Origin of the sequence: Sphingobacterium sp. UBA6317 (assembly GCF_002440385.1) — a bacterium.
GTDB lineage: Bacteria > Bacteroidota > Bacteroidia > Sphingobacteriales > Sphingobacteriaceae > Sphingobacterium > Sphingobacterium multivorum.
Genome location: NZ_DJTD01000039.1, coordinates 21,408 through 27,989, shown reverse-complemented (window position 1 = coordinate 27,989; position 6,582 = coordinate 21,408). Strand labels below are relative to the sequence as shown.

At 40.1% G+C, this 6,582-nt stretch carries 9 protein-coding genes; 4 read left to right on the top strand and 5 right to left on the bottom strand.

Features of this window, described 5'->3' with window-relative positions; genetic code table 11:
• Positions 1-36: 36 nt before the first annotated feature.
• On the bottom strand, positions 37-669 hold the full coding sequence (locus tag B3E92_RS12185; protein ID WP_286768071.1) for a hypothetical protein: 633 nt from the start codon (positions 667-669) through the stop codon (positions 37-39).
• A gap of 208 nt (positions 670-877) precedes the next feature.
• Between B3E92_RS12185 and B3E92_RS12180 the strand changes: the two genes are divergently transcribed.
• The 4 genes from B3E92_RS12180 to B3E92_RS12165 all read left to right on the top strand — a co-directional run bounded on the left by B3E92_RS12180 (position 878) and on the right by B3E92_RS12165 (position 3,969).
• Positions 878-1,198 (top strand): ArsR/SmtB family transcription factor, encoded by a 321-nt coding sequence (locus B3E92_RS12180; protein WP_112374516.1) that lies wholly within the window; start codon positions 878-880, stop codon positions 1,196-1,198.
• A gap of 112 nt (positions 1,199-1,310) precedes the next feature.
• On the top strand, positions 1,311-1,664 hold the full coding sequence (locus tag B3E92_RS12175) for an SRPBCC family protein (RefSeq protein ID WP_376781277.1): 354 nt from the start codon (positions 1,311-1,313) through the stop codon (positions 1,662-1,664).
• Positions 1,665-1,672: 8 nt separating this feature from the next.
• Positions 1,673-2,257, top strand: coding sequence for a YdeI/OmpD-associated family protein (locus tag B3E92_RS12170; RefSeq protein ID WP_286896879.1), 585 nt, complete (start codon positions 1,673-1,675; stop codon positions 2,255-2,257).
• A gap of 152 nt (positions 2,258-2,409) precedes the next feature.
• Positions 2,410-3,969 carry a sulfatase family protein gene (locus tag B3E92_RS12165; protein ID WP_286896876.1) on the top strand — a complete coding sequence of 520 codons (1,560 nt, stop codon included), beginning with the start codon at positions 2,410-2,412 and terminating at the stop codon, positions 3,967-3,969.
• 96 nt (positions 3,970-4,065) lie between these two features.
• Here the strand turns inward: B3E92_RS12165 and B3E92_RS12160 are convergent, their stop codons facing one another.
• The 4 genes from B3E92_RS12160 to B3E92_RS12145 all read right to left on the bottom strand — a co-directional run bounded on the left by B3E92_RS12160 (position 4,066) and on the right by B3E92_RS12145 (position 6,544).
• Positions 4,066-4,815, bottom strand: coding sequence for an SDR family NAD(P)-dependent oxidoreductase (locus B3E92_RS12160; protein ID WP_286896874.1), 750 nt, complete (start codon positions 4,813-4,815; stop codon positions 4,066-4,068).
• A gap of 109 nt (positions 4,816-4,924) precedes the next feature.
• A complete protein-coding gene (locus B3E92_RS12155; RefSeq protein ID WP_046675907.1) occupies positions 4,925-5,608 on the bottom strand; it encodes a hypothetical protein in 684 nt (227 codons plus the stop codon).
• Positions 5,609-5,715: 107 nt separating this feature from the next.
• Positions 5,716-6,240 (bottom strand): hypothetical protein, encoded by a 525-nt coding sequence (locus B3E92_RS12150; protein ID WP_286896872.1) that lies wholly within the window; start codon positions 6,238-6,240, stop codon positions 5,716-5,718.
• A 4-nt stretch (positions 6,241-6,244) separates the two neighbouring features.
• Positions 6,245-6,544 (bottom strand): hypothetical protein, encoded by a 300-nt coding sequence (locus B3E92_RS12145; protein ID WP_088161126.1) that lies wholly within the window; start codon positions 6,542-6,544, stop codon positions 6,245-6,247.
• Between the last annotated feature and the right edge of the window lie 38 nt (positions 6,545-6,582).

Here is a 6,582-nt window from a genome sequence, read left to right as displayed (position 1 = left end):
GCTTGCTTGCTTGCTTGCTTGCAGTGATCAACGCATTTAGTTGGTCAGCCAAACAAAAAGTAGCATAAGCCATTGGACAAGAATACATGTCCAAAATGGCTTACTACTTGCTGTGGTCAATATTTCGAGTACACCAATAAACTTTGACCTTATAATAGTATAGAAGCTGGTGTTATTGTCCAAATCCAAGGAATCAAACTTCACTTTGTTCAGACCAAAAATGACAATGCGTCGCACCCAAGGGCTCTCAATTTTGGTATTTTTTACGTCATTAATCAGTTTAAGTTTCGCAAACGAATAATCAGCGACATTTTGTACTACATCGGGCTGATTTGATTGAAAAATTAAAAGTACTTTGTCAAATGCTGGGAGAATGAGATCATCCTGCCTTTCCTCCACGACAAGACTTGCAATCTTCGAAAACACATATTTGTTGCTGAAAATAAAAAGTAATACTGGTAGCAGGATCAATCCAATCAGCCAAAGGAATTTAGCCGCGGCTTGTACGGGACTGACTGTCGAAAAGAAAGCTTCATGACTAGCATTAAATTGTAAACTACCAACCACCAAATAAAGTAAAGTCGAAACAATAGCCAGCAAATAATATTTGACTAAAGTTTTCGTCCCCAATACGCTCAATTTTTTTAAGTACGATAACTGTGTTTTCATCTTGTTATAATTAATTACCCTAATTTAGCATTATTCGCCAAACATTGATCCGTCGGTTTAATTCTCGATCGTTTTCATTTTAAATCCGCCAGGAAAGAATTTTTATTCGTCATCTCCATTTCTGCCCACCGATTTTCTCCACAGAAATGTAAAAAATATTTGCGTAGCTAAATAACTACACGTATATTCGTAGTCAAATGACTTCAAAATGAACTTAAGACGAGATGTTTTCCAAGCTATAGCAGATCCAACAAGAAGAGCGATCTTACTTCTTTTGGCCTCACAAGCCATGACTGCAGGTGCAATTGCAGCCAACTTCAATACAGCAAGACCGACAGTTTCAAAACATTTACAAATATTGACAACATGTGAGTTATTAAAGTCTCAACAAAATGGACGTGAGATATACTATCAACTCAACCCAACGAAGATGAAAGAAATTGCAGATTTCATCGAACCTTTTCGTCAAATGTGGGATGACAGATTCAATAGATTGGAAGCTATTATGCAAAACTACAAGAACAAATAATATGGAGGTAAAAACCAACGTACAGGCTGAGGATAATAAACAGGAGATTGTCATTACAAGAGAGTTCGATTTACCTGTTGAACTGCTCTTCAAAGCATAAGAGGATCCCGAAATTTTTGAACAGTGGATGGGAACCAAAGTCTTAAAATTGGAAAATAAAACGCATGGCTCCTATGCGTTTGAAACTTCCCATAATGGCCAGGTCATGTTCAAAGCAAATGGAACGATACACGAATTCCTACCCAATCAACGTATCACACGGACGTTTGAAATGGAAAACAGTACATTTCCCGTACAATTGGAATATTTAACATTTGAAAAAATAAGTGCAGAACGTAGCAGGCTTCACATCCATATTATATTTCAGTCGGTCGCGTTTAGAAACCAGCTGCTACAGATGCCTTTTGCGCAAGGAATCAATATGGCGCACAACAGATTACAAGAAATTCTTTCCAAACTTACCTAAAGCACTACATGATGAATCCAAAAATTGAACATTTTTTTGAAAATGCGACAAGATGGAATGAAGAATTCAATCTGTTGAGAGAAATTGTCCGTGGCAATAAAACACTGCAAGAGGATTATAAATGGATGCACCCTTGTTATACATTTGAAGGTAAAAATGTCGTATTGATACACGGGTTTAAAGAATACTGTGCACTGCTATTCCACAAAGGTGCATTATTAAAAGATCCCAAAAATATATTGATCCAGCAAACCGAAAATGTTCAATCGGCCAGACAGCTTAGATTCACCACTGTTGAACAGATTGAATCATTACGAGAGGTGATATCGGCATATATTCAGGAAGCCATCGAAATTGAAAAATCAGGTAAGAAAGTGGACATGCGAAAAGCTGCAGATTACCCTGTACCGGAAGAATTTAAGCGCGCCTTACTGGAAGACCCTTTGCTCCAAAAAGCCTTTCAATCACTTACGCCTGGTCGGCAAAAAGGGTATCTATTCTACTTTAACCAGGCAAAACAAGTGAAAACTTGCGAGGCAAGAATCGAAAAATACTACCAGCATATTCTCGATGGAAAAGGTGTCGATGACTAACATATTTATTACAGTTTATTCGCGATATAGTAGTCTATAAAGAGTAGATTTGTCTACAATCAAATAGACAGAACTAGACCAAGACGAACGATTATAGCAATTATCGTAGTCCGGTATACTCAATTCGTCGACTAATATATCGCTGAATTCACATGAATAAAAAATTAGTATTGCTCCTCTGCGGCCTCTTGCCCATTTTTTCACAAGCACAGAAAAAGAACAACGCAACACAACGCCCCAACATCGTCTTTATCCTGACGGACGATTTCACGGCCCAGGCATGGCGCGTATACGGTGGTATTTTAAAAGATTTTGTCAAAAATCCGAATATTGAAAAATTAGCCAGTCAAGGGGCGGTGCTCAATAATACCTTCTGTACAAATTCCATTTGCACCCCTAGCCGCGCAACCATACTGACAGGACAGTACAGTAATAAAAACCAAGTTTACACACTTGAAGATGCTTTGGATCCCGATAAGGAAAACATCGCTAAGGATCTGCACCATGCAGGCTACCAAACTGCTGTTTTTGGAAAATGGCACCTAAAAAAGAGACCAAGTGGATTTGACGATTTTAAAGTTCTACCTGGACACGGTGTTTATCATAACCCGACTTACCTCTCTAAAGACAATTGGAATGATAAGGAAGAGGCTGGCACACCTTACGAAGGCTATGTAGATGATATCACCACAACGATGAGTCTGGACTGGTTAAAATCACGCAACCCAGACAAGCCCTTCTTCTTAATGTGTCATTACAAAGCTACACATGAACCCTTTGATTTTGCGGAGCGATTCAAAGATTACTACAAAGATGTGGAGTTTCCTTATCCTCCTACATTTTTGGACTCAGGAGCAACCACGACTGGACGCTCTTTTGAAGGCCAACCCTTGGAAGAGCTTGGCCGCCGCTATGAGCAAGCTTCGGTAGGCCCCTTTTGGACATCTTATCCTGAGCTTCCGTTTTCAACAAAAGGAATGGCCCCTTTGGAAGCCCGCAAAAAGATCTACCAAAAGTTCATCAAAGATTATCTCCGTTGCGTCGCTGGGATCGATGATAATCTGGGAAAAATTATGCATTACCTTAAAACCGCAAATTTGGACGAAAATACCGTTGTGATCCTGGCTTCCGATCAAGGTTACTTCTTGGGAGAACACAATTTCATGGATAAACGTCTCATGTACGAAGAATCACTGCGCATGCCTTTTGTGATCAGCTACCCCAAAGAAATCAAAGCAGGTAGTCGATTAGACGATATGATTCTAAATATCGATTTCCCTGCGCTATTTGCAGACTATGCCGGCATCAAGAAACCGGCTTACATCCAAGGCGAAAGCTTCCGGAATAACCTCAAAGGAAATACATCCAAAGCATGGCGGTCTGCCCTATATTACCGTTACTGGCAAAATGCACCAATACGCCCTGCCCACCTTGGAGTCCGTGATGAACGTTACAAACTGATTTATTTTTACGGACAGCCCTTAGAAATGACAGGTAGTGATTCCAAAACAACAGCACCAGCCTGGGAATTCTACGATCTACAACAGGACCCCATGGAAACACACAATGCCATTCTGGACAAAAAATATGTCAAAGAAATTGCCCGGTTGAAGAAAAAGCTGACTAAACTAAAAGCCGAAGCAGGCGATGATGATGCAACAAGACCCGCTTTTCAGAAGGTCCTCAAGCAAGAAAACTTAACTGTTAAATAAATGGATGATATGGACCTGCTGCCAACCATCGTCAACTCAATTATAATAAAAACGGGGATCCAGCTTTGGATCCCCGTTTTTATTAAACGACCTCTGTTAAACAGCGGTATATCCACCATCAACTAAGTAGTACCCTCCTGTCATAAAGGAGGATTTATCCGAACTTAGGAAAAGAACCAGTTCAGCGACTTCTTCGGCCTTTCCCAAACGTCCAATAGGGTGTTTACCGATTAATGCATTGATATGCTCTTTATCCAACTTCGCCAATAACGGGGTATCAATGTAGCCGGGTCCGACCGCATTGCAACGAATATTTTTTTGACCATATTCTGCACCAATGTTCTTTGTCAATCCCACAACAGCATGTTTGGCTGCAGTATAGGCACTTGACATTGGAGCAGCAACAGTACCGTGAATGGAAGCCATATTCACAATAACTCCGCCTCCATTTTTTTCCATCGCCTCCAGCTGATATTTACAGCCATAAAATACGCCATTGAAATTAATATCGATGACTTTTTTCCAGCCATCTAGACTATACTCTCCAGTTAGGGCAGCCTCTCCCCCAATACCCGCGTTATTACAGGCAATATCGATTCGGCCAAATGTCTTGACGGCATAAGTCACCAAAGACTCATTGTCAGTTGGAGATGAGCTATCTGCTTTAAAGAACGCGGCCTCTCCTCCCAGAGATTCAATTTGTTTTACTGTTTCTTGGCCCGCTTGCTTATTGATATCTGAGACAACGACCTTTGCTCCTTCTTTACCATAAGCCAGTGCAACAGCCTGGCCGATCCCCGAACCAGCTCCTGTTACCAAAGCTACTTTATCTGCTAAAATTTTCATATGTTATAAATTTTATGATAAATACAATTTACTAAAAGCAACGCGGAATAAAGCAGAAGCGGACATTTACTTCATTTAAAACGAAACTAAAATGACATTACTAGACGGGTTAGTTCTGTAGCTGCGGATATTTTTTATATAATCTATCCAAAAACAAACGCCCCATCAATTGGAGCTTGGCTTGCGTTTCAAACATACCTGAACCTGGAGAAATAATACCATGCGGCATACGCTGAACAGTGCCATAATACATGATATCGAGCCCATTTCCATTGAGGTCAAGATGCATTTTCTTAGGTTTCAAGCCCATAACGGAGCCCATACGCGTTACCTTTTCAGCATTTGTAATCTGCGCAGTCCGTGCATTGAGCAAGGTTTCATGATCGAAAACCAAATGGTCTCTCACCTCCCCCTCATCAAAAAATACGTAATGCAATTCGTTGTTGCTAAGCACCAGATAAGAAGCGTTATCCCGTTCATTGTAACGAGCCTTTACTCCTACAGCCGCCCAAGCAACAGTCTTCGCTGCTGTGGCCGCAGCCGAAGCAACTTTATCCCCAACCGTTGCAATATACGCGCATTGCGTAAAGGCGTCGATTGGAGCGCCGTTCAATTGTTTTCTTAATTCGCTAAATTCATCATTTAACAATTCATCCTTTACACCTGGAGCTAGGCCAATCCCGGATTCACCTTCATATTTTTTGGCCGTTTCCTTTTGCTTTTTCATCATCATAAGAGAAAAAAACACGCAAGCCACAACGATAACAGCAAAAATGCCGATGTACAACATCATAAAATAAAATTTAAAATGGGTTTATAATTCAATAAAAATCCAAAAAAGGAACAACCTAGTTAATTTTCCTTTTTTTTAATACAATCGGCTACAAAAATTTTGCCAGACTAAAGAATTTTATCCGGGTAGTGAATATTATTTAATGCGGTTTGGTGCATATCCACCCAAATAGCGCTGTTTGACTGCTGTATAAGCCAATTTGGAGAACTTCGCATGTCGGCATCGGCATCATTATTATAAACGGCTGGAAAATCAGACTCTTTGGCTCGAAGCAAAACAACGATCGTACCAGCCATGAGCAAAGGGATATCACCCAAAACGAGATTATAAAAACCATCTTCAAGCAATCCTGGACTAAAACGCTGTAAACTGTCATAACTACGTTCTAATTTGCCAATCAATTTTTCCAGTTCATGTGGATAATGAACCTCTACATAAGACTCAAACAAAGCCGAGCCTTTATTGTAGAATCCCGCTTTCATGAGGTTTAATGCTTCATTTCTATAAACCTGCAACCATCGATCCGAAGCAAGATCATGATATTGCGCATCCGCCTCTTTACCATCACGTTTCAAAGCCCAAAGCTTAAGCTGCTCAAGCCGCTCCGTTGTTTCCATTCCATTTTTTTCCATAAGGCTATCGCTCCCGCTCTTTAAGTTCCATTTGTAATAGAATATCCCGCTTCTTACCTTCAATTAAAGACAAATTGCCTGCAACAAAAACACCTTTCTGTCCCGAATTTTTGCTAATACCATACACCGACGATTCATCATCAGGATCCGATGCACCTTCATAGCGAAATAAGTAGTCAATTCTGTACTGATCTGCATGAGCCAACAAATCGTCAAATTCAATATTATAATCTATCGTGTAACCTAATTTGTTTAACTTTTCCAAGGCAACACTTGCAGAGGAGTATCCATGCATTCTTTCCATAGTTGATTGTTCTAAATCCGATCTAAATTCTAATTTTT